Source organism: Acinetobacter sp. ABJ_C4_1, from assembly GCF_044538495.1.
In the GTDB taxonomy this organism is placed as follows: domain Bacteria; phylum Pseudomonadota; class Gammaproteobacteria; order Pseudomonadales; family Moraxellaceae; genus Acinetobacter; species Acinetobacter nosocomialis_A.
In genome coordinates, this window is record NZ_JBIUCQ010000001.1 from 47,643 (window position 1) to 69,464 (window position 21,822).

General features: G+C 38.3%; 19 protein-coding genes. 13 read left to right on the forward strand and 6 right to left on the reverse strand.

The window, feature by feature from the left end; translation table 11 throughout:
* Positions 1 to 90: 90 nt before the first annotated feature.
* From ACIF8R_RS00200 to ACIF8R_RS00210, 3 genes are all read left to right on the forward strand, one after another.
* The gene (locus ACIF8R_RS00200) at positions 91 to 1,485 is read left to right on the forward strand and encodes an L-cystine transporter (RefSeq protein WP_337080721.1); all 1,395 of its coding nucleotides are present in this window, start codon (positions 91 to 93) and stop codon (positions 1,483 to 1,485) included.
* A gap of 148 nt (positions 1,486 to 1,633) precedes the next feature.
* Positions 1,634 to 2,449: a PhzF family phenazine biosynthesis protein gene (locus ACIF8R_RS00205; RefSeq protein WP_396478316.1), complete on the forward strand. Its 816-nt coding sequence runs from the start codon at positions 1,634 to 1,636 to the stop codon at positions 2,447 to 2,449.
* Positions 2,450 to 2,571: 122 nt separating this feature from the next.
* Positions 2,572 to 5,334 (forward strand): M16 family metallopeptidase, encoded by a 2,763-nt coding sequence (locus ACIF8R_RS00210; protein ID WP_396478318.1) that lies wholly within the window; start codon positions 2,572 to 2,574, stop codon positions 5,332 to 5,334.
* A gap of 59 nt (positions 5,335 to 5,393) precedes the next feature.
* Here ACIF8R_RS00210 and ACIF8R_RS00215 read toward each other — a convergent pair whose 3' ends face one another.
* The gene (locus ACIF8R_RS00215) at positions 5,394 to 5,783 is read right to left on the reverse strand and encodes a DUF3144 domain-containing protein (protein WP_002052603.1); all 390 of its coding nucleotides are present in this window, start codon (positions 5,781 to 5,783) and stop codon (positions 5,394 to 5,396) included.
* A gap of 103 nt (positions 5,784 to 5,886) precedes the next feature.
* Here ACIF8R_RS00215 and ACIF8R_RS00220 point away from each other — a divergent pair, with 103 nt between their 5' ends.
* Positions 5,887 to 6,519, forward strand: a complete 633-nt coding sequence (locus tag ACIF8R_RS00220) for a hypothetical protein (protein WP_396478320.1) — start codon at positions 5,887 to 5,889, stop codon at positions 6,517 to 6,519.
* Between the two features lie 35 nt (positions 6,520 to 6,554).
* Here ACIF8R_RS00220 and ACIF8R_RS00225 read toward each other — a convergent pair whose 3' ends face one another.
* Positions 6,555 to 8,018, reverse strand: a complete 1,464-nt coding sequence (locus tag ACIF8R_RS00225) for a CHAD domain-containing protein (protein WP_396478322.1) — start codon at positions 8,016 to 8,018, stop codon at positions 6,555 to 6,557.
* Positions 8,019 to 8,183: 165 nt separating this feature from the next.
* On the opposite strand from ACIF8R_RS00225, the gene ACIF8R_RS00230 reads away from it, so the two are divergent.
* The 6 genes from ACIF8R_RS00230 (at position 8,184) to rapA (ending at position 15,155) form a co-directional block, all read left to right on the forward strand.
* Positions 8,184 to 8,567, forward strand: coding sequence for an Mpo1-like protein (locus ACIF8R_RS00230; protein ID WP_396478324.1), 384 nt, complete (start codon positions 8,184 to 8,186; stop codon positions 8,565 to 8,567).
* A 116-nt stretch (positions 8,568 to 8,683) separates the two neighbouring features.
* Entirely contained in the window at positions 8,684 to 9,295 is a 612-nt protein-coding gene (gene thiE, locus ACIF8R_RS00235) for a thiamine phosphate synthase (protein WP_396478326.1), read from the forward strand.
* Between the two features lie 42 nt (positions 9,296 to 9,337).
* Entirely contained in the window at positions 9,338 to 10,636 is a 1,299-nt protein-coding gene (hemL, locus tag ACIF8R_RS00240) for a glutamate-1-semialdehyde 2,1-aminomutase (protein ID WP_396478328.1), read from the forward strand.
* 61 nt (positions 10,637 to 10,697) lie between these two features.
* Complete coding sequence (locus tag ACIF8R_RS00245; RefSeq protein ID WP_396478330.1) at positions 10,698 to 11,402, forward strand: acyl carrier protein; 705 nt, start codon at positions 10,698 to 10,700, stop codon at positions 11,400 to 11,402.
* Positions 11,403 to 11,534: 132 nt separating this feature from the next.
* Positions 11,535 to 12,173, forward strand: coding sequence for an RluA family pseudouridine synthase (locus tag ACIF8R_RS00250; protein WP_396478332.1), 639 nt, complete (start codon positions 11,535 to 11,537; stop codon positions 12,171 to 12,173).
* Between the two features lie 144 nt (positions 12,174 to 12,317).
* Positions 12,318 to 15,155, forward strand: a complete 2,838-nt coding sequence (rapA, locus tag ACIF8R_RS00255) for an RNA polymerase-associated protein RapA (protein ID WP_209048392.1) — start codon at positions 12,318 to 12,320, stop codon at positions 15,153 to 15,155.
* A gap of 55 nt (positions 15,156 to 15,210) precedes the next feature.
* Here the strand turns inward: rapA and ACIF8R_RS00260 are convergent, their stop codons facing one another.
* Positions 15,211 to 16,227 (reverse strand): AI-2E family transporter, encoded by a 1,017-nt coding sequence (locus ACIF8R_RS00260; RefSeq protein ID WP_263614318.1) that lies wholly within the window; start codon positions 16,225 to 16,227, stop codon positions 15,211 to 15,213.
* 168 nt (positions 16,228 to 16,395) lie between these two features.
* Positions 16,396 to 17,091: an HTH-type transcriptional repressor FabR gene (gene fabR / locus ACIF8R_RS00265; RefSeq protein ID WP_002052794.1), complete on the reverse strand. Its 696-nt coding sequence runs from the start codon at positions 17,089 to 17,091 to the stop codon at positions 16,396 to 16,398.
* 140 nt (positions 17,092 to 17,231) lie between these two features.
* On the opposite strand from fabR, the gene ACIF8R_RS00270 reads away from it, so the two are divergent.
* Together ACIF8R_RS00270 and ACIF8R_RS00275 are read left to right on the forward strand one after the other, a co-directional pair.
* A complete protein-coding gene (locus ACIF8R_RS00270) occupies positions 17,232 to 18,302 on the forward strand; it encodes a ferredoxin reductase (RefSeq protein WP_396478334.1) in 1,071 nt (356 codons plus the stop codon).
* A 12-nt stretch (positions 18,303 to 18,314) separates the two neighbouring features.
* Positions 18,315 to 19,409: a fatty acid desaturase family protein gene (locus ACIF8R_RS00275; RefSeq protein ID WP_396478336.1), complete on the forward strand. Its 1,095-nt coding sequence runs from the start codon at positions 18,315 to 18,317 to the stop codon at positions 19,407 to 19,409.
* Between the two features lie 32 nt (positions 19,410 to 19,441).
* On the opposite strand, the gene ACIF8R_RS00280 is transcribed toward ACIF8R_RS00275, so the two are convergent.
* On the reverse strand, positions 19,442 to 19,906 hold the full coding sequence (locus ACIF8R_RS00280) for a hotdog fold domain-containing protein (RefSeq protein ID WP_396478338.1): 465 nt from the start codon (positions 19,904 to 19,906) through the stop codon (positions 19,442 to 19,444).
* A gap of 118 nt (positions 19,907 to 20,024) precedes the next feature.
* Between ACIF8R_RS00280 and ACIF8R_RS00285 the strand changes: the two genes are divergently transcribed.
* Positions 20,025 to 20,657 carry a TetR/AcrR family transcriptional regulator gene (locus ACIF8R_RS00285; RefSeq protein ID WP_396478340.1) on the forward strand — a complete coding sequence of 211 codons (633 nt, stop codon included), beginning with the start codon at positions 20,025 to 20,027 and terminating at the stop codon, positions 20,655 to 20,657.
* 55 nt (positions 20,658 to 20,712) lie between these two features.
* Here the strand turns inward: ACIF8R_RS00285 and ACIF8R_RS00290 are convergent, their stop codons facing one another.
* Positions 20,713 to 21,414, reverse strand: a complete 702-nt coding sequence (locus tag ACIF8R_RS00290) for an SIMPL domain-containing protein (protein ID WP_212511058.1) — start codon at positions 21,412 to 21,414, stop codon at positions 20,713 to 20,715.
* Between the last annotated feature and the right edge of the window lie 408 nt (positions 21,415 to 21,822).

A 21,822-nucleotide genomic window follows, 5' to 3' on the forward strand; every position in this document is an offset into this window, starting at 1 on the left:
AAATTGTTGAAAAGGGTAGTTTATATAGACCGGCTATGGTCAAATATGCCCCCTTAAAAGATGACACAAGCAATAATTTGGAGTTTGGGAATGAATATACCCTTAATCATCAATATTGTGGTTTTTGTCGGGTTAATATTTTTACTCGCCCAAACACGTAAAACAGACTGGAGCTTATCTAAAAAAGTTCTAGCTGGCTTAATTTTAGGTGTAGTGTTTGGTTTAGGACTACATTTGATTTATGGCGGTGGCCATCCGATTCTTGCTGAATCTATTAGCTGGTTTAATATTGTTGGTAACGGCTATGTAAAACTTTTACAAATGGTCGTGATGCCTTTGGTATTTGTGTCTATTTTGGGAGCAGTTGCAAAATTACACCAAGCTTCCTCTTTAGGAAAAATCAGCGTCTACACTATTGGAACTTTGTTATTTACAACACTCATCGCTGCATTAGTTGGGGTATTTGTGACGAACCTATTTGGCCTAACTGCCAAAGGTTTAGTACAAGGGGCCGCTGAAACAGCACGTCTGACTGCAATTCAGACAGACTATGTGGGTAAAGTAACAGACTTAAGCGTACCGCAATTTATTCTTTCCTTTATTCCAAGTAACCCTTTTGCTGAGTTAACGGGTGCAAATCCGACTTCAATTATTAGCGTGGTTATCTTTGCTATCTTTTTAGGGATCGCAGCACTCAACCTAATGAAAGATGACGCAGAGAAAGGTCAGCGTATTTTGACTGCTATTCAGACGTTACAGTCTTGGGTAATGAAGCTGGTTCGCTTAGTCATGACGCTTACGCCGTATGGTGTTTTTGCCCTCATGACTAAGGTTGTGGCAAGTTCAAATGTTGCAGATATCTTAAACTTAGGCGGTTTCTTGGTGGCGTCTTATTTAGGCTTGGCGATTATGTTTGCCGTACATGCCATTATTTTGACTCTAACAGGTGTTTCTCCACTTAAGTTCTTTAAGAAAGTTGCTCCAGTTTTAACATTCGCATTTACGAGCCGTTCAAGTGCAGCAAGTATTCCACTGAATATTGAGGCACAAACTCGTCGTTTAGGCGTACCTGAGTCTATTGCAAGCTTCTCTGCTTCTTTTGGTGCGACCATTGGTCAAAATGGTTGTGCGGGTTTATATCCTGCCATGTTAGCCGTGATGGTTGCTCCAACTATGGGGATTAACACTTTAGACCCAATGTGGATTGCTTCGTTGGTAGGTATTGTGACTTTAAGTTCGATTGGTGTTGCAGGAGTAGGTGGCGGTGCAACCTTCGCAGCATTGATCGTGCTTCCTGCCATGGGCTTACCTGTGACTTTAGTTGCACTTCTTATTTCAATTGAACCGTTAATTGATATGGGACGTACAGCATTGAATGTAAATGGTTCAATGACTGCGGGTGTAGTTACGAGCCAATTTATGGGGCAGACCGATAAAGACATATTAAATAGTGAAGATGAAATTGAGTTAACTCAACATCATTAAAAGTTAATATGAAACGGCTCTCCACTTTGGATGAGCCGTTTTTTTATATGCTTAAATTGCCGCTGTGATGTTAATTTTTAAAAAACTGTATCTGTTTTTCTTTTAAATAATTTTTGAAAATGAACCTATTACAAAAGAGAGCACTATCATGAAAATGTATCAAGTCGATGCTTTTACCAAAGAGTTATTTCGTGGCAATCCGGCTGCTGTGATTGTTGAAAAAGAATGGCTAGATGCAGATTTAATGCAAAAGATAGCACTTGAAAATAATTTGTCTGAAACTGCTTTTGTAAAAATCATAGACGCTGAAAACTATGAAATTCGTTGGTTTACGCCAACAGTTGAAGCCGATTTTTGTGGGCATGCGACGCTTGCCAGTGCTTTTGTATTATTTAAAGATTTTACTGACAAGAAGACCATTAATTTTCATGTCCGAAATTTAGGGCTTTTTATCGTTCATCAAGATGATGATGGCAAAATCAGAATGAATTTTCCAATTCGTAAGGCTCATCAAGTTGAAGATTACCCAGCTGTTTTACGTCAAGCATTAACGAAACCCTTTAAAGCCGTATATCAAAACGTTCAAGCTTATATTGTTGAATATGAGTCAGTTCAAGATGTATTAGATGAGCAGCCTGACATGAACCTCCTCAAGACTTTAGGTAAACGGGCTGCTATTACAACTACAGGCATGGAGGTTGCAATTACCTCAAAAGCCGACCAGCAATATGACTGTGTATCTCGTTATTTTGCGCCTATTGCGGGTATTGACGAAGACCCAGTTACGGGTTCAATTCATACTGCAATAGCACCGCTATGGGCAGAGAAACTCGCTAAAAATAATATTGTAGCGTATCAGGCTTCTAGCCGAGGAGGCGTCTTATATTGCAATATCCTAAATCAGGAACGTATTGAAATTTCAGGCTATGGCAAACTTTATATGCAAGCAGAAATTTTTCCTTAAAATATAAGGCCGTTTAAATAAACGGCTTTTTTTTCAAATCTTTACTATTAATGTCAGCTTAAATTTCCTACTATAGTCCCACAACTATTGATTTTTTATTATTCAAATTAATTGGTATTTATATGTTTATGCAGTTTAAACAACTGACTCTCTCCCTATGTATTCTTGGTTTAAGTGCTGCCTCATTTGCACAAACGACATTAGTAAAAAGTAAGCAAAATATTGAGGAATATAAATTAGATAATGGCTTTCGGGTGGTACTTGCGCCGAATGACAAAGAAAATAAAATCTTTATTAATACCATCTATTTGACAGGTTCTTTAAACGACCCGCAAGGTAAAGGCGGCTTAGCCCATTTACTCGAACATTTGGCGTTTAAAGGCACGCAAAATGTGAAGGGTGAAGAGTTCCAGCGCCGTTTAGACCAATATACATTAATGACTAACGCGAGCACGGACTACTATTCAACCAAATACACCAATATTGTCCGTCCAGAAAAAAATGCGCTAGATCAAGTGTTGTACCTTGAATCTGAACGTATGGATAAATTGGTACTCCAAGAAAAATTTGTTCCTTCTGAAATTGAAATTGTAAAGCGTGAACGTGAAGTCCGTATGGATCAGCCTTTTGCTGTCTTAATGGATCAAATGTGGAAATCGGCTTATGGAAACAAGTATTTAGGACGATTACCAATTGGTGATTTACCTGAGCTTAAGTCTATTAAAATGCCTGAGTTGAACCAGTTCTACCGCAGTTGGTATGCACCTAACAATGCGGTTATGGTGATTTCAGGTAAGTTTGATAAAACTGATGTTTTAAAGACAATTGACCAATATTTTAGCCCAATTCCTGCGCGAGCTGTGCCGAAGCCTGTTCAGGTGCCGGTGTTAGATTCCACAAAAATAAAGAATCGTGAATTTGTGGTGAAAAAAGGCAGTGATTTAGCCAAATTCCATATTTATATGAATGGAAAAAACGTCAAAATTCAGCCGACACTGGCTTTAGCGCCTATGTTATATACCATGCAGCCAAGCGGTCATTTGTACCAGAATATGGTTGAAACAGGCATTAGCACAGACGTTCAGGCATCAACTTGGTTAGACCAAGATTTTAATGTCGTATTTTTAGGTGCGGTTTACTCACCAAAAAATGATCCTAACAAAGTTGAAAGCGCTTTGCTCTCTGGAATTGAAAAGGGTAAACCTTTTACTGAGACTGAGCTAAAACGTGTAAAAAGTTTAATGAAAACACAAAGCGAGTTAGTCAATAAAGACGCCGTTGCTTTGGGATCTCGTTTAAGTGATTACAGCGTAGCTGGTGGGCAATGGGATCAATATTTCAAAGATTTAGATGCAGTTGAGAAAGTGAAGCTCAATGACCTAAATCAAACCTTAAAACAGTTCCTTATTGCTGGGCATCGTATTGATGGCGATATTTTGCCAACACCTGAAGATCAAAAGAAAGCATTGCAACTCGACCCAAAAGATAAACCTAAAACTTTAGATCAGACAGATGTTAAACCAGAACCTTTAAAAGACCCGAAAGTTTATCAAGAAGAAGTTAACGAGTTTTTAAAAACTTCTAAGCAATATGCTGAGAGTAATGAGAAAAAGATTATTCGTGGAAAACTTAAAAATGGAATGAAGTATGCTTTGTTCCCTGTGGAAACCCGTGATGATCGTACCTATGCCACCATTACTATGGATTTCGGTACAGAAGAATCTTTATTTAATAAAGGCACGGTAGTTGATTTAACTTCGTATTTATTACTTCGCGGTTCTGATAAATATAGCTTGCAAGATATTGCCGATAAATCGATTGATGCTGGTGGCGCGGCTTATGCGAGTGCTGACGGCAATGGCATGACCATTAATATTCAATCTAAAACTGAAAAGTTTGATGAATTCTTCAAGTTTGTTCTAGAGGTTATGAAAAACCCTAAATTTGAACAATCTCAATTCGATTTAATTAAATCTCAAAGCTTATCTAGTCTTGATCGTCCTTATACAGAACCTGATGTAGTTGCAGGTTTAACTTTGTCACGTTTAGTTGAAGAATATCAGCCAGGTGATTTACGCTACCACTTTGAACCTGAGTTAGCTAAAAAACAATTAAAGGATGTGACCCAAGAACAAGTCAAAGAGTTATATCAGCATTTCTTTGCAATGAACCATGCCCAAATTGCAATTACCGGCGCATTTGATGCTAAGAAAATGAAAAAATTATTAAATCAGGAGTTTGGTAGTTGGAACAGTAAACAACCATATGAAAAAATCTTAATTCAACACGTCGATTTTCCTGCTCAGCAAGTACATGCTTTATCTGAACAACGTGAGTTTGGTAGTTATCAAAGCGTACTTGCGATACCGGTTGGAAAAAATCATCCAGATGCATCTGCCTTAATTTTAATGAATTATATTTTAGGTGATTCTCAAATTTCTTCGCGTTTGGCTCAAGAGCTTCGTGAAAAAAATGCATTAGTTTATGGTTTTGGAACAGGACTGCAACTTGATCAGGACACCAATGTGGGTGCATTAAGTATTAGTGCAAACTATACGGCGGGGCGTTCGGCACAAGTTTCTGCTTCAGTTCATAAGGTATTAAATGACTTATTAACCAATGGTATTACCGAGCAAGAGCTTGCAGCAGCTAAAGCAGATCTCATGAAAAAACGTGTTACTGCATTAGAGGATGAGCGTAATATTCACGGTATGTTAAATATTGAGCTTGAGTCAGGTAAAACATTACTGGATCGTGTTAAGCATGATCAAGATTTAACAAAGCTAACTGTTGCTGATGTGAATGCAGTCATTAAAAAATATATTAAACTTTCCAATCTCGTTGAAGTGATGGCTGACCAATATGGTCAACCGCAAAAGCAATAAATGACTTGCCAAATAAAAAGCCACATGAAGTGGCTTTTTATTTGGGTATTTAAAATTTATTAATGATCATGGTCATGCTTATGAGTATGAAAATCTTCATTCTTACGGAAACGTAAATAGTTTTCGAACTGTTCACAGTACTCATCAAAGTTATCTTCAAGCATCATTTGAAATTGTTGAAGCAGATAAGACATCACTTGCTCTTTTGCATCACGCATTTCATTGCCATCTTTAAAATTATTGGCAGCGACCCATGTATTAAAACGGGCAGTTGCAAATAACATCGCAGCACTCACTTGACCTCGAAGCTCAGCTGGATCAGGTTTTTGGCCTTTAGGCGGGCGACAAAAATCATTCGCTTGTTTAATGAATTCATCCGCACGCTCAAAGAAAACAGCATTTAACGCTTCTTCTTCAGTAATATCTGTTGCATTAATCTTTTGAGACATGACTTATTCCCGCAAAAATAGAGCTGCTTATTATAGGCAAAGCCTTGCGGAAACAAAACCTTTGCCTTAGTCTGTAAATAGCCTAAGTATTGGGAGTTATAATATGCAAGATGCAATTGCCGTTCAAAGCCTAAAAACAGACATTGCTTTATTACGTCAGCATGTTTTTCCGCCCCAATATTTGGAGCATGTCGAAGGGCTGCCAATTTATTATGGTTTGCAAGAAGAAGTCTTAGCTTATTACCAACAATGGAAAGATTTAATAGAAAGGGCACAAGAGCTTTTTCAACCTTTTATGGAAGATGAATTACCAGATGCGATTCATTTACCGAGTCATTTAAACTTACCTTTATTCTTTTTCCATGTAGACCGAATTCGGATTAATAAAACACGGGCTAAAGAATCGAAAACTTTCCGTGGTGTGGCCAGTCTTATTGAAAAATGTGGGCAGTTTGAAACAGATCAGATATTTACCATGCAAGAATGGTTGCAGAGCGACGACACAGCAGCATTAGTTGCACACCGTGAATTTATCGATTTAAGAACTTATGTATTCCAGCATGGCCAAAGTGAATATACGCGTTCACGTTTTTATACCAATGGAATCGTGTTGGGAGTAGAGCCGCACTTTAAACTCGTCGATGCCCGCGATAAGCCAAGAAAACAGCGTAGTGATAGTTATAATGACCCGTTAGCAGATAACGGTGTATGGAAAGTATTTGGTAAATACCGATAAAAAGTCGCGACATATGTGTCGCGACTTTAAGATACTTACCAAAAAGTTTTTGCTTGTTTAAATTTTTGCAAAGCTTTGGCAGACTGATTTTGTAAATAAGGTTGTTTGGCCTTAATCCATCCTAATGCAAACCAAAAGTGCGGGTCGTGTTCAATTGCTTTATTAAATAGATCTTCGGCAATAAACAAGTCGTTATAAAGCCCTAAGGTATTTTGCACAGGTTGTAATTGTTTTAAAAACTGCTGAACATTTTTGCGAGGGTATAAGCTCGATATAAATTCGATGCAGTAACGTAATTGCTTCGCTTTTTTGCGTATTTTGTGCTGCTCAGTGACTTCAAGTTCGGTGAAATGCTCGGCATGACTCACGACTTGATGATGTAACTTGTCTAAGCTCTTTTCTACCTGTTTTTTTAATTTTCCTTTGGTGTTTTGACTATCTTCTTCTGAATAGGCAAATGCTAACAAGACAAGTATAAGCTTAACGGTTTCTGCCGATTTAAACAGTGTAGCAAGGTCTTTTAATGGCTGTTCAGAAATCGGAAGCAAAAGCTCAGGTGAACCATGCTGCACAATCATCGGTAAAATTTCAGTACGAATAGCATCTTCATCACGCGTGTCTCCAAGCTTGCGGAAAAGCTCGGCAATTTGTTCTTCCCAAGCAGGATTTAACTCGTCCGACCATGCTGAAAAGTGATGAAGTGCACTGCGTAAACGACGTAAGCTCACACGTGCCTGATGAATATGCTCAGCTTCGGCAACGCCATCAGCAATTGCAGCCATATTCGGTAAGAATTGTCCTAAACAGTTTTCTACAATTTTTTTGAGCGCTTGTTCTGCTGAAATGTTTTTATCTAAGCTCAAACCTTTTGCGTGAACAGCAGGTGAAACGGCTTGTCCTAAGGCTAATAAATTACCGCGCTCGGCTTTGCTTCTAACATCGAGCCATAACTCATAACGATTAATCCATTGCTGTGCAAATTGAATTAGTGTTTTAACAGCACCTTGTTTAAGTTCAAACTCAACTTCACAAATTTTACTTTGGGTGGTTGCCGTTTTTACTACACCGTCATCAAGACAGACTTCAATAGCGGTGTCGTCGGCTTCAAATACATGATAAGTACGATGTACATCAGTTTCAAACTGCAAGCTTAGCTTTTCGACTTCAGTGCCTAAAGTTTGAGTAAGTAAATCGGTAACTGCTTTATTATCTTTGTATAACTCAAGGTTTAGTTCAGGTTCTTGTTCGCATTTACCTAAAAAAACTTCTTCTTCGACCCGGTGTAAATGGCTTTGACCAGCGGCTTTAAAGGTTTGTACCCACAAATCATTTTCTTTACGTAAACGTAGGGCCATACCATTTTTCGCGAGTAGGCGATTTGGTGTATCGTAATATTTGGCCTGCAAATGAATATTCTGCGCTTTATGCTTTTTTAAATATTGCTGAACAGTTTTTTTCTTCGATTCAGGTAACTGAAACTTAAGCTCAACTTCAACCATAATGGATCTCCCTGAATCAGGTATTTAAACTATCTTGAATAAGTATAATAGCTTAGCGCTAAAAATAATGCTTTTGATAGAGAAAGTTACAATCAAACATATGACTTTAGGCTTTCTTTTAGGTGTACAATCAGGTGATGTTTTGATCAAATAAAAATCAGGAAGATGATCGTGAATGCACCAGTAAACTTCAATCATGAAGCTCAGCCAGAGTTTGAATTACCGATTAAAAACTATCAGGAATTTTATCGTTTTTATTTAACCGAACACCGTAACATTATGAGCAGACGCTTACATGTGGTGGGTAGTAGCATTGGCATATACTTTTTTTCAAAAGCCATTCGTAAAAAACAGGCCAAATACGCACTTTATGGTTTAGTTTCTGGCTATGCATGTGCATGGGTTGGACATTTTATGTTTGAAAAAAATAAGCCTGCGAGTTTTAAACAGCCTCTTTATAGCTTTATTTCTGATTGGCGAATGCTGTCTGATGTTGCGACTGGTCGATTAAGTTTGATTGATCGTAAGCACGATAAAATTCCAAGTTAATTTTTATTTCTATTTCTTAATATACCGATTGGTACTGGTAAGCCTATATCAATCGGTACTTATGATGACTTATAAATCCGTTATACTAGCGAAGTTTTTTAAAGCGAGAGTAGAGTATGCGCGGTTTATATCTCATTACCAATGATGACCCAATCCAATTATTATTAGAAAAATTAGACGCCGCACTCGCAACCCGTCAAATCGCAATTTTACAATACCGCCGTAAGAAAGTAGACAAAGCCGACCAGTCTGCTGAAGTTGAACAGATCAAACAGTTATGTGAAAAATATCAGGTTCCTTTTGTCATTAATGATGACCTAAAACTGGCTGCACAGTTTGGTTTAGGTGTGCATTTAGGCCAAAGTGACGGTGAAATCACAGATGCAAAATCACAGTTACCAGAAGGTGTCATTATTGGCCGTACTTGCCTAAACTCATTAGAACTTGCCCAAAAAGCAATTGCTGATGGCGCAACTTATATTGCCTTTGGCGCAGTGTATGCAACTGCCACAAAACCAGAAGCAGGCAATGTCGGTATTGAAGTCATTAAGCAAGCAGCGGCTCAATATGATTTACCTATTTGTGCAATAGGTGGTTTAACAGTTGAAAACTCAAAACCTGTGATTGAGGCTGGAGCTGACCTCTGTGCAGTCATTAGTGATATATTAGGTCGATCAACTGCTGAAATTCCTGCCCGTGTACAGGCGTGGGCACAATTATTTTCTTAAGCTTTCAAAATTATTTTTTAGATATTTAAGACGAGCATTTCCATGAGTTTATCTCCAAAGCAAGAACAGTTATTTAAACAAGCCAGCAAACACATTCCAGGTGGTGTGAACTCTCCGGTACGTGCCTTTAATGGCGTTGGAGGCACACCAGTTTTCATCGAGAAAGCCAAAGGTGCGTATTTGTGGGATGTCGATGGCAAGCGCTATGTAGATTATGTTGGCTCTTGGGGACCAATGATTTTGGGCCATGCTCATCCAGATATTATTAAAGCTGTACAAACAGCAGCAGAAGATGGTTTAAGTTTTGGTGCGCCGACTGTTCATGAAACAACGTTGGCAGATATCATTTGTGAAATCATGCCATCAATTGAATTGGTACGTATGACCAATTCTGGTACGGAAGCAACAATGACTGCTATTCGTTTAGCACGTGGTTATACTGGCCGTGACAAAATCGTGAAGTTTGAAGGTTGTTACCACGGGCACTCTGACTCTTTATTGGTAAAAGCAGGTTCTGGTTTATTAACTAAAGGTGAGGGCGAACCAACATCGAAAGGTGTACCAGCTGACTTCGCTAAACACACTTTAACGCTGCCATATAATGATATTCCAGCATTAAAAGAATGCTTTGCTAAATTTGGCCATGAAATTGCAGGCGTTATTATTGAACCTGTCGCAGGTAACATGAATATGGTGAAACCAATTGATGGTTTCTTACAAGCGATTCGTGACGTGTGTGATGAATATAAATCTGTATTCATTATTGATGAAGTAATGACAGGTTTCCGTGTTGCTTTAGGTGGTGCTCAGTCAGTTTATAACGTTAAACCTGACTTAACGACTTTGGGTAAAATTATTGGTGCTGGCTTACCTGTAGGTGCATTTGGCGGTAAGCGTGAAATCATGGAATGCATCGCACCTTTAGGTGGTGTATACCAAGCGGGAACTTTATCTGGTAACCCACTTGCTATGCGCGCTGGTATCGAAATGTTTAAACATTTACGCCAACTTGACTTTTACAATAAGTTATCTGCTCAACTTGAAAAGTTACTTGCAGGCTTACAAGCCGCGGCTGATGAAGCAGGTATTCCATTTAAAACTCAGCAAGCGGGCGCAATGTTTGGTCTTTACTTTACCGACCAAGAAGACATTACAAGCTTTGACTCAATGTTGGCATGTGACATTGAAGCTTTCAAAAAGTTCTTCCATGGCATGTTAAAGCGCGGTGTAAACTTAGCGCCATCGGCATTTGAAGCAGGCTTTATTTCATCTGCTCATTCAGATGAAGATATCGAATATACGATTCAGGCTGCAAAAGAAACATTCGCCGAAATGAAGTAAGCAAAAGGCCCGTTTTAAACGGGCTTTTTCATTTGAGCTATTTTTATATTTGTAGAGAACGATGTTTTATCCCTTACCTCGAAAAATCCAGTTAGCCGCAAGTACTTCAAATTGGTCTATTGAATCTACGCATAGCATCTTGCTCATGGTTGGGTTAAATGAACTTGAAAATGCCCCTGACTGGATGAATCAGCCATTAGCCGATCATTTAGAATTACTAAGCAAAAGAGCACAGGCACTCGAAATTCCAGTCATGATGATTCAGTCATCTCAACTTCAACAGATCATGTTGCAGCTTGGACAACAGTTGTCATCAAATACTCAGGCACAGGTGATTATGGCAGGGAATTTATCACCGCTATTTAAGCAAGTCATGCAGCTTGTTTTATCCATTACAGATTATGTAGCTGTTGTAAATGATGCGATTTTGGCGAGCAGTTTAGAGCAGCATATACAATGGATTGAAAAAATCAGTTTTGACTCCATTCAACATATAAACACACAGACTTTAATGCGCTTATGGTCTTTAAGTGCACCGTCGTCACAGGTGTTATCCGATAAAGGAATTTTATTGGCAGTTGCTGAACAGGTGGGGCGGCATCCAATGGAAATTCATCCAGAAATAGATTTAAGAAACTATGGCTTAGACACTGCTGGCGTCAATTATTTGGTGGAATTATGGCGTGCGAATGGTGCGAGTCTAAGTACTGAAGAGCTGATGCAAACACCTACCTTGCAACATATTATGCAGTTATTGAAGCACTAATCGGCTTTAGCCATAAACTGAATCATAATATTTGCAAATTCTGTCGTTAATTTACCCGAACGGCATTGTAATTCGGACGTAAGCTTTTTATTATTGCCCGCTTGTTTTTCATCTTGCCTTGGGAATACAACTTTGAGTGATTTTCTAAGTGAACATCTGATCTATCGTGATGATGATTTTATGGTGATTCATAAACCTTCGGACATTTTGAGTGTGCCAGGGAAAGGTGATTTACATGACAGCGTTTTGACAAGACTGGTGGCAATTGAACCACGAACTTTGCTCATTCACCGCCTTGACCGTGATACTTCTGGTATTTTGGTTTTTGGGTTATCTAAGCGTGGACAAAGTGCGATTGCACGCCAATTTCAAGACCGTCAAACTTCGAAAATATATGAAGCGTTAGTCGCAGGCCATCTAGACGGCGAAGGGACAGTTGATATTCCTGTAGTCTATGACCCGAGTCGACCACCTTTGCATATTGTCGATGCTTCTCATAACAAACCTGCTTTAACACATTGGCAGGCGATTGAACATTTCCAGATTCAGGGACAATCGGTTACGCGTGTCAAATTAACACCTATTACCGGACGTTCTCATCAACTCCGTGTACACATGCAATATCTGGGACATCCAATTGTAGGTGATACATTGTATGCAACACCGGAACAATTACTTGTTCCTCGTCTGTGCTTGCATGCCAAACAGTTAAGCTTTAATCACCCTGTTACAGGGGAATCATTAACGTTTAACTGTCCTGTACCGTTTTAATGTAAAAACTTTCAATGAGTAATTTTTGTAGCGAAACAATTTAATTGGTTTCTGCTGCAAAATTTTGCTTTAAAGACTACATAAAAAGATGCAAAAATAAGCTAATTTGCATCGTACAATATGTAGTGCGAACTTGAGAAAAAGGTGGAAAAATTGCAGCAGTATGCTATTGGTCAACGTTGGCTATCAGATACAGAGACTGAGCTCGGTTTAGGCGTTCTTATTGATGTAGATGAAAGATCTGTCAGCATTTTATTCCCCAAAAGCGATGAAACGCGTGTGTATGCACGTAATAACGCACCGCTATCTCGCATCATCTTTAACACAAACGATGAAGTTCAAGACCAAGAAGGCCAGAAATGGATTGTTGAGTCGGTTGAAGACCGTCATGGTGTTTTGCGTTATAACGTCGTTCGTACTTTAGAAAATGGCGAACAAGAACGTAAAGCGCTCAATGAAACTCGTATTGGTGCACAAATTCAGTTGTCAAAACCTTTAGATCGTTTGCTGGCAAGCCAGATCGATTATAAAGAGTGGTATGACTTACGCATTGAAGCAATGCTCATGCAATCGCAAATGCAAACCAGTCCTTTACGCGGCTTGGTCGGTGCACGTGTAGGTTTAATTCCGCATCAACTCTATATTGCACATGAAGTCGGTAAACGTTTCGCACCGCGTGTTTTACTTGCCGATGAAGTAGGTTTAGGTAAAACAATTGAAGCTGGTTTAATTATCCACCAACAGCTTAAAACTGGTCGCTCTGAACGAATCCTCATTTTAGTCCCTGATTCACTGCAATATCAGTGGATGATTGAAATGCGTCGCCGTTTCAACTTGCAATTTTCTCTGTTCGACTTAACCCGTACTGCATCTATTAAAGAACATGATCCAGAGCTTAACCCGTTCTTAACTGAGCAATGCATTATTGCCAGCGTAGATTTGATGGTGGACCATGATGATTTACGTGAGCAAGCATTAGAAGCTGGTTTCGATTTACTCGTTGTCGATGAAGCGCATCACTTAATGTGGAGCGAAGAAGAAGGCGGTAATGATCGTTACGATTTAGTTGAAGAACTTGCTGAAAACACGGCGGGTGTATTGTTGCTTACAGCAACACCTGAACAGCTTGGTGTAGAAAGTCACTTTGCACGCTTACGTTTGTTAGATCCACAGCGCTTTAGCAGTTTAGAACGCTTCTTAGATGAAGAAGCGCAGTATCAACAAACTGCTCAAGTTGCAGAAGTCTTGATGTCAGATGAACCTTTAACTCAAGAGCATTTAACAGCTTTAGAAGGTTTATTGGGGCATTCAATTGAAGATCAGCCTGAACAACGTTTCAGAGCAATTCATGAGTTGTTAGACCGTCACGGTACAGGTCGTATTTTATTCCGTAATACGCGTGAAGCGATTCAAGGCTTCCCAGGCCGTGATTGCCAACCAGCACCTTTACCAGCGCCAGAAGATTGGTCAAAAGACGGTAAATTACGTGAGCAAATGTGGCCAGAAGAAGCACAACTTGATGGTTCATGGATGCAAAATGACCCACGTGTGCCATGGTTAATGGAAATCTTGCGTAAAGAACTTAAGCACAAAAAAGTTCTTTTAATTGCTCGTAGTGGTCCTGTTGTTGAATCTTTAGAAAGTGTACTTCGTTTGCATGCTGGTATTCGTACTGCAATGTTCCATGAAGGCATGAGTCTACTTGAGCGTGACCAAGCGGCTGCTTACTTTGCAGAAGAAAGCTATGGTGCTCAAATTCTACTATGTTCTGAAATTGGTTCAGAAGGCCGTAACTTCCAGTTTGCAAGTGATCTGATTTTATTTGATTTGCCTGCAAACCCTGATGTTTTAGAACAACGTATCGGTCGTTTAGACCGTATTGGTCAAGAAAACCGTATCCAAATTCATGTACCTTACTTAATGGGCACTGCTCAAGAGCGTATGTTCCGTTGGTACAACGAAGCGTTGAATATTTTCAGCAATATTTCTCCGACAGCTCAAACGCTGCAAGAAAACTTTATTGTTGAATTAAAAGACTGCTTACTTTCAGATCAAGGTCAAACCTTTGAAGATTTACTCGAAGAAGTAAATGTTCAACGTCAAGCTTTAGAAACAGAGTTACAAGCTGGTCGAGATCGCTTGCTTGAATACAACTCATGCCGTCCTATCGTTGCACAAGAAATTGTTCAAGCCTTAGAAGACTACGATGACAACACAACATTACCTATGTTTGTGAAGCGCTTTATGTCTTCAACTAATATTGATTTTGATGAGCAAAGTAACGGTACTGTTATTATTCGTCCGACAGACCAAATGCAAGTACAAGGTTTGGCATTAGATGAAGAAGGCATGACTGCCACGTTCTATCGTGATCAGGCACAAATGCGTGAAGATGCTCAATATCTAACTTTAGAACATCCGTTCATTGAAAGTGTTATGGAAATGATCCGTACACAAGCGTTCGGTAGTACCAATGTTGCTGTTCTTAAGTCAAATGCATTAAAGCAAGGTTCTGTATTACTTGAAGTTTGGTTTAAAGTTGATGTGGTTGCACCAAAAGCTTTGAACTTGCCATCAAGCTTGCCGAAACAGCTCATTCGCGTGTTGTTAAGTGAAAATGGTCAGGACTTATCTGAAAAGATTGATCCAACCATTTTAAAACCATATTTGCATCATTTAGATGGCAATAGCTGCCGCCAAGTGGTTAAAGCTCGCCGTGAAGTGATTGAAGAGCGTTATAGACAAGCGCTTGATATCGCTAAAGTCGGCTTGCCACAGCTTCAACAGCAGGCAAAAGAGCATTATGGTAGTAAATGGCAATACGAGATTGATCGTTTAACTTATTTAAAACAGTTCAACCCAAGTATTCGTCAAGACGAAATCGAGCGCTTACAGAAGTTGCAAAAAGAAGGCTTGAGCTTACTTGATGGCTTAACGGTAACTCCGGAAGCAATTCAAGTGCTCGTAGTGGTTAAACCATAAGTGTTGAATCAAAAAAAAGCGCCGTAAAGGCGCTTTTTTATTGAGCAAATTTTAATTAAATCATTCTGGCATCTTTTAATTCTAGTTTTAAATAGGCATAAAAGATCGGTGCTGCAATCAGGCCACCTAAACCAAAAATTGACTCAAAAATTAACATGGCTAATAAAATTTCCCATGCGTTGGCATTAATTTTATGACCAATAATTTTCGCATTAATAAAATATTCTAACTTATGTACTAATACGAGGTAGAGCAGAGCAACACCTGCTAGACCGAGTGAAACCGTAAGTGCAGCAATAAAAGTAAGCGTATTTGAAATTAAGTTGCCTAAAATTGGAATGAGACCAAACAAAAAAGTAAGAATGGTTAATGTCTTTGCGAAAGGTAGGTGAACACCCCAAATCGGCAATAGTACAAACGCAAATAAGATAAAGAGCAGTGTATTAATTGCTGAAATTTTAATTTGGGCAAAAACTACATTCCTAAAAGAAATTGATAATTTTTGAATACGTTGAATGAGTAACGACTTAAATATAGGCTGTGGTGTACGACGGTGAAAGCCATGAATAGCGACCAAGATACCAATAATAAGGCCCATAATCATGGTTACGAAGTTATGTAAGATATCGGAACTGGCATTTTTTAATGTCGTCACGTTATCTTTCATAAATGCAAAAATTTCATCTTTTAGTTCTGTAACACTATCTGGAATATAACCTGGAAGATATTTACCAATTTCGGTTTGTAAATGTAATAGCGTTTGATCGACTTTATTGTTGATATTATGGATACCTACACCCTTTAAGTCATAAACGACAAAGCTAATTAAACTTGTAATGAAAAAGGCAATAAGTGAAACCGTGATAATACTTAATAAAATACTAATAAAAATGCGGGCTCTTTGACCATCAATATAACGTTCAACAATAGAGCTTAAACTAATAATAATTTCATAAATGAGAAAGCCAGCAAAAAAACTTGCTAAGAGATGCAAGGGGATAACCGAAAGCAAAAAAATGCCCATCAGAATATAGCTTGCAATCAGGCTTTGACGATTACTCAAACTTTGCATGTGAATCCCTAAATATCGTGGGGAAATATGGGTATGTATTGCTAGAATAATAATTACTTATACTCTTGCATGTTGGTTGCTTCAATCTGTGAATTATATTTTTATCAAGAAATAGGTATGTCTGTATAAAAAATGGCTTGTACAATGACAAACCATTTTATGTTGAATTTATCGTATTTTTGCTTCGTCTAGATGACGGGCACCTTCTAAAATCATTCTGATCATGATCATGGTTTGTTCGGCGACTTCCGCACGTTGATGAACTGGAAGATCAATCACTTTAGCACCCATATGAAACACCAGTTGAGTAATTGCTTTTGCAACGAGTTCCGGATGGTATAGGTGGTTGTTATTTAAGCGCTCTAGGCGGATTAAATCTTCTTGTAGCTCTTGCTGGAAAAAGTTGAGCTGACGGTCTACCGCAGCTTTATAAGAAGCTGAACCTGTAAAGCCTTCGCGTAATAACAGACTTAAATTACCTTCGTCTGCATCAAGCTGCTGAAGAAAAATTTCTACCGAACTGCGAATAATGCTGTCTTGAAAAGATGCACGCAAACGAGCTTGACGAATAATCTTACGTAAAACGATACCAGCGCGGTCAATGAGTGAAATGGCTAATTCATCAATATCTTTAAAGTGGCGATAAAAGCTATTTGGTGCAATACCAGCTTCTCTCGCAACTTCACGTAAGCTTAATGAGGCGATACTTTTTTGTGGACCAATCAGGTTAAGTGCAGCCTGAAAAAGTTCGTCTTTGGTAATCGTCGCTTTTCTTCCAACAGAACGCGTTGCTGTTTTTATTTCAATGACATCTTGTGAAGAGGCTGTGTCATTTGGGCTCTGAGAAAGTGAGGTTTGGGTCATGCTTTTCAATATGTTCTTAAACTGTCTGGATTATAGCGTTAGACAGGGAACTTGTGAAATTGTAATTAAAAGTACAGGTGTATATACAAATATATATACATGTGTATAATAATTAAAAAAGAGCGACAGAGCCCTCAGTTATGCAAGCAATCGAAAAGAGAAATTCTCTATTCAATTCATTAACACAAGCTGTATTTGATAAAGATATAGCGAGTTTCTGGCTACAAAAAATAAATCCTTTATGGTCTGTGCAGCATGGACTAGTTCAAATTGTAAAAAAAGAATTCGTAGCTCATGACACTGTGAGCCTTACTTTAAAATGCAACCGTTTGGTTAAAATGGGAGCAGCAGGTCAGCATCATCCGGTTATTGTTGAAATTGCAGGCCGCCGTTATGAACGTACTTATAGCTTGACGCAAGTAGATGCAGAGCGCTTACGTTTAACAGTTAAAAAAGTTGCCAATGGTATTGTCAGTAACTGGTTCATTGCGGAAAGTAAAATTGGTGATATTTTTGAGTTAGGTCAACCTTATGGTGACATGCAACAAAATATCCAGACACCAAAATTAATTATGTTGGCTGCGGGTAGTGGTATTACACCAATGTTGAGCTTAATTACAGCAATTAAGCAAAGCCAGCAGTTAGAAAAAGTACAGGTTCAGCTTTTATATTGGGTAAAACAGCGTTCTGATGCTGCTTTTACAGAGTTTTTCGAACAAGTAGCAGAGCAAAATCCAAACTTCAGCTATCAGGTGTTTTACACACAAGAAACACCAAATGATGAGCGCTTAAATGCTGAACATCTTGCATTGGTTGATGATATTGAAAACAGCACGGTCTACGCATGTGGTCCATCTGGTTTTGTTTCAACTGTCGAAGAGCTTTTTGAAAAAGCACCAGCCGTGCTTACTGAAGCATTTAGTTTAACTAATGAAAGCTCTGCAGATGACGTCGGTTATGTGAATGTCACATTAACACAGTCTAATAAAGTGATAGCAATTCCTAAGGGTCAATCGATTTTGGTGAGCCTAGAGCATGAAGGTGTTAAGCCAACACATGGTTGCCGTATGGGAATTTGTAATAAATGTGTTTGTAGTAAAACGCAAGGTTCTACACGTAACTTACTAAACGGTAGTCAAAATACAGAACCAAGCCAGTTACTTAAGATTTGTGTGAACTCAGCACAATCCGATCTAGTTATTGATCTTTAAGAGAGACCTCTTATGAATATGCCAGTGAAAGTCGAATATTTTAAAAATCCTAAAAATCGCGATTTGACTCCAGCGGAACTTGAAGCATTTGCAAAAGAGCTTGATCAGATCAAACAAGAAGTATTGGATGATTTGGGTGAAAAAGACGCAAAATACATCCGCCGTGTTTATGCAGCAGTTCGCTATAGCGGTCTTTTAGGCCGTGCATGTCTATTTGCAGGTTGGTTTCCGCCAGCATGGATTTTAGGTACAGGTCTATTAGGCTTCTCTAAAATTATGGAGAACATGGAGCTCGGCCATAACGTGATGCACGGTCAGTATGACTGGATGAATGATCCTAAGTTTAATGGTCAAACGTATGAGTGGGACACAGTAGGTACATCGGATAACTGGCGTCAAACGCATAACTATAAGCATCATACTTATACCAATATTAAAGGTATCGATGATGACATTGGTTATGGCTTACTTCGCTTATTCCCAGAGCAACGTTGGAAACCAGGTTTCTTGTTTCAACCTATTTATAGTATTCCGTTTTGCTTATTATTCCAGTGGGGCGTAGCAATCCAGAATCTTGAAATTGGTCGTGTTCTTTACAAACGTAAGACTAAAGCAAAATTTTTGGAAGAGTTAAAACCAGTGAATAAAAAGATTGGTAAACAACTTTTTAAAGACTATGTTTTCTTCCCACTCATTGCAGGTCCTGCAGCATTACCTGTATTTACAGGAAACTTGGTTGCAAATGGTCTTCGTAATATTTGGACATTCAGTATTATTTTCTGTGGTCACTTCACAAAAGATGCCGAAGTGTTTCCAAAAACAGTTTTACAAGATGAAAGCCGCGGTCACTGGTATATGCGCCAAATTCGTGGTTCTTCTAACTTAACTGGTTCGGAAGCATTCCACATTTTATCTGGTCACTTAAGCCACCAAATTGAACACCACTTATTCCCAGATATTCCTGCTCGTCGTTATCGTCAAATGGCTCCAAAAGTTGAAGCAGTTTGTAAAAAATATGGTTTGAACTATAACAATGCCAGCTTTGTTAAACAGTTCGGCCAAGTGGTTGGGCGTATTGCAAAATATGCTTTCCCATTTAAAAAATAAGCTAAAAAAGCCCTGAAATTTCAGGGCTTTTTTTATTTCTTTTTAGAAATCCACATTGTAATGACCGCATGAAAAACTTTGTCTTTATGAGTGTCGTAAACATCTACACTTACTAAATATTCTCCTGCTTTTTCCCACTCATAATCAGTTTGTACAGGCGTTGCAATAGCGATGAGATCTGTTTCTGCCTTTTTTAAATATTCAACGGTCATGCCTTTAGGAATCCAGCGATGGGTAGAAGGGACAGACACTTCTGTCATGGTTCCACCTGCGAGTTCTGCCATATTGCACATGGCAATCGCATGGACTGTTCCAATGTGATTAAGCACAGAGCGCTTCTTCTTAATAGAAATTTCGCAATAGTTCGGTTTTAACTCAATAAAAAGAGGGGAAATGCTACCGAAATAGGGTGCTTTTAGACACAGCATACGAGAGAATGTCCACTTTCCTTTAGGAAAAGCAGTCACTTTTTTCCAAAGTTCTAAGGTAGTTGGCATAATTTTACTTCCTATAATTTTAAATACAGAATATTATTCTGTTAAAGAATATAGTTCTGTTTACAAATAGGCGTCAAGTCATTCAAAATATCTCCGATGACTGGTCAGAGAATACAAAATGGTATCTGCTCAAAACTTATTAGAACGTTTGTATCCCGGAAGAAGGGCTGTTTTAAAACGACAAATATTGTTAGATGCTTTAGTCTGTTTTTTAGAGCATGGTATTGAAACGACCAGTATAGAAATGATTCGTGCCAAATCCAAAACGAGTGTTGGAGCGATTTATCACCATTTTAAAAATAAAGAGGGTATCGTCGCGGCATTATTTTTTTCAGCTTTAGATGACCAAACGGCTCTAAGAGATGAATACTTAAAACAGGCCAAAACGCTACAAGATGTGGTATTTGCTTTAATTCATAGTTATGTGGACTGGGTAAGTGAGCAGCCTGAATTCGCAAGATTTTTAAATTCAGCACGTTTTAACATGATGAAAGGTGAAGAACACCAGCAGCTCGTCCAAAGAAATAAGAACAGAAACCAAAATATATTTAGTCTGATTGCAAATTTTGAAGAATTTAAAGCATTAAGTTTAATTCCAAATGAGCTTTTGCTTTCATTGGTGATTGGTTCTACAGAGAGCTATTGCCGTGCGTGGTTATCACAACGTGTAAAGTCCGACCCTAAAGTTTATAAAGATGTGTTAGCTAAAGCAGCGTGGAGTTCATTGCAGGATTTACGTTTAGAACATTAATAGCGAGCAATAAAAAACCGCATGAAGAATGCGGTTTTTTAGTTTGAAACATAAATTATTTAAACTGGATTGAACCGTTTGCATTTACGGTAATTTTAGACTCACCAGCAGCCATGTCTTGAGCTGGTGCCGCTTCAGCAGCAGCGAACTTAGCTAGGCTGGCACGCATAACAGGTTGAGGGAAGTAATTGTTGGTATTCAAGTTCAGATTCACCAATGTGTATTGGCTTTTATTCCAAGCTTGAGTCAGCATTTGAGCACGTTGCTGGAAGCTTTTAGATGCCTCAACCATTAACTCATTTTCAACTTTTTTACGTTGCTCATCTGAAACGCTAAAGTTAATCGACTGAGTTTGGAAGTTTTGCTGTAACTCATTAATCAATTGGCTTGCTGCTTTAAAATCTTTACTTTCTAAACGGATTTCTGCACGGCCACGCCATTCTTTTAACTTGTTACTGTCATTGTCATAAATTGGATAAGTGCTTTGAGCACCAGTTTCCACTTTTACTTGCGGGTATTTACGTGAAGTCGCAAGTGCTTGATTCATTAACTGGTTAATTTGATTTGAAAGTTCAGCAGGTTGCTTGTTACTTTTTTCAATATATAAAGTTGCGTGCATTTCATCGTTAGATACCTGACGAGAAGCTTCAGCTTGTACATTTACGATATTGTAGTGAAGTGCATTATCATCTTGGGCAAAAACCATAGGGCTGAGTACCGTACCAAGTAGAAGAGTAGATATTGCTAAAGTACGCATAAATTTATCCTTTAAAAATTAATATAAATTTAATTTTTTTCATTAAGAAATGTTAAACATAAGTTATGCATAACTTTTGCAGATTTTGTGGGGTATTTGTAATATTTAAATCAATTTTTTTAATTTTTGGTGCAAATAAAAGCTTTAAAAAATAAAAACTTAAAAATAAAGTATTTCAATGTAACTTAAAAAATCAAACTAATATAAAAAAAGAATATTTTCTTTAGGTTGTCACATAGTATGATGATAATTCATCATAACTATTGGGATAATACATTTTTTCAATAAGATTAGATGAGTAAAGTACACAAAAGACGTTTTTTTTCTTGCAAAATTAGGTATCATCGCGCTCCTAGTTACAAGATATAAAATATGTGTCTTCGCTAGTTCTATAAAGCACCGAGTCAA